This is a genomic window from Parabacteroides massiliensis, from assembly GCF_900155425.1.
GTDB lineage: Bacteria > Bacteroidota > Bacteroidia > Bacteroidales > Tannerellaceae > Parabacteroides > Parabacteroides massiliensis.
In genome coordinates this window covers 1-2,095 of the sequence record NZ_LT700210.1, presented here as the reverse complement: position 1 = coordinate 2,095, position 2,095 = coordinate 1, and the positions used below count along the sequence as shown (strand labels likewise).

Sequence of the window (2,095 nt, the reverse complement as noted above, 5' to 3'; positions counted from 1 at the left end):
TCCTTTCCCCGGGTCTGACTTCTTCGAGCTGACTTGAGCCTACCAAACTCCACCCGACGCGTGATTTTTCAGCTTTCCGCACCTGTGCGCTTTTGCTGTGGCTTGCTTCCCTCGGCACCACGGTAGGAGACACGTCCCCGGTGTTGTACGCCGATTGTTAGATTTCCAGACGGGAACCGACATTCGTGTTCGAGTTCGATGCATCGTTGTTCGCATTCGCATTCGACACGCCGCCATTCGCATTCGCATTGTTGTACCCGCGATAGACCACACGGCCTATTGGGAAGCTCCACCGGGGTGCAAAGGTACGGATAAAAGCCAGCCCCCTTGTTAGATAACGAGGAAAATCAATGCGGCGATTGCTCCTCCGGTCACGGTGAGTGTCCAGTCCGTCCAGTCCCAACGACCGTCCCGGAGCTTGTCTTTGAGCTCCAGCGAGGAGGCTGCGATGGCGGCTGCGTATAAGGCCGCATACGGTGTCAGGGCTGGCAGCCCCACGATAAAACCGCCTATTAGGTGTTTGTAGCGGTTACTTTGTTTCAAAAATGAAAGAATCTTGTTCATAAGCAATTGGATTAAAAAATGTTTTGTATATTTGCAAACACAGAAGCATTGAGGGAATGGTAATCTGGCATTTTAGCCCTAAGCTCCGCCCTTGGTGCTTTTGTCTTTTTTATTCTTTTATGTCATTTATGGAATACAGGAAGTATTTTATCTGGACTTTACCATTCGGCTGCCTGTGCACTTCCTTGGCTATATTCAGTCTCGCCCATTTTCCGTTGATTCTGACTTTGAAATAATAATAGTGTTCCACGTTATCCGTCCTTGGGTGTGTCAATGCGGAATCATCCACATATTCGGCACGTTCAAGATATGAATCCAGATTCTTCAAGTCCTCCTTGGAAACGATGTGTGTCCGTCCGAATGTATCGGAGAACAAATGCTTGTTGCCGTCTTTGGTAAATCCGATATTCATGTTCCTTCCGTTTACGGTCTTTTCCACTTTCTTTTGCAGAAGCGGCTCCATTTCATGCAGGTAATGGGTGCGCTCGATGGCCCGTTGCGTTTTTGTCCTATCCCCGGCGCATTTGTTCAGCAGCTTGCAGGCGGCACAAAGTTCGTTGTCCGGCACGAAAGCCAGTTTCAGCTTGCCTTTCGCTACATCGCAGTCCCGGCACCGCCGTATGGTGTACGGATTGTAGTCCGGCACGGTCTTCTGCTCCTTTCCGGCATTGAAGTGGAAGATGCCCTTTGAATCACGCTGTAACGCTTCTTCGCCCAATGCCATAGCCTCGTCGTGCGGTGTGTCCGGATACTTCGACTTGCGCACCTGTACGACGGTGCAGCGGCAGTTCCATCCGTTCGGCGGATAGTACTCCTCCCAAAACGGATCACTCATGGGCAGCGTCACCCCATGCAGTGCGGCGTGCGTGGGACGTACCTTGTCATCATGCGCCGTCCGGTACTGGAGGTTGTAGCGGTCCCCGTCTTCTGCGAACCGTTCCCACTTGGCGGCCATAGTCGCCGAAGCCTGTACGAAGTTGTACTCTGCCCGGAGGTAGCCCCGGTTATAGGTTTCGTCTATCTTCCGGACATCGTTCAAAAAGCGTTCGAACGTTTTTCGATTGCCGTTCTCATCCAGCAGAGAGGGGAAGGCTTCGTTCAGTTCATGGAACGTCTTCAGGCCTGAGAATATATAATCCGACCTCTGGAGGCGGCGGCGCATGGCCTCGGACATCTTCACCTGCCGGAATGAAGAATCCAGGACGGAGGCGTGCGTCTCTATAAAGTCCTGCGCCTCTTCTGAAGCCAGTATGTTGATTTCAAGGTTTGCCCCCTGCTCCCGGAACAGTGCTTTCATCATGCGGTCGAACATCTCCGTAAGCTTGTCTCGCATCAATTTTGCCTCGTCCTCTTTTGAGAGTTGGAGGGTATGATTGCCTAGCAATGAACTGTAGCGTAGATGCAGAGGGTGTGTCAAAACTCAATTATTAAAAAGATGAACTTATAATTTGAAATTTGAGCATCCTAAAAGATCCCCAAAAGGGTCGTATCATTACTCCATACAGAGCTTGATACGACCCTTTTAAGTGTT

The 2,095-nt window shown here is 50.7% G+C and carries 2 protein-coding genes; both read right to left on the bottom strand.

All coding sequences use genetic code 11. The annotated features are described in order from the left end of the window. Nucleotides 1-330: 330 nt before the first annotated feature. Nucleotides 331-564, bottom strand: coding sequence for a hypothetical protein (locus tag BQ9893_RS21010; RefSeq protein WP_075967842.1), 234 nt, complete (start codon nt 562-564; stop codon nt 331-333). A 109-nt stretch (nt 565-673) separates the two neighbouring features. Continuing rightward, a complete protein-coding gene (locus BQ9893_RS21005) occupies nt 674-1,897 on the bottom strand; it encodes a phage head morphogenesis protein (protein WP_244155248.1) in 1,224 nt (407 codons plus the stop codon). Nucleotides 1,898-2,095: the final 198 nt, after the last annotated feature.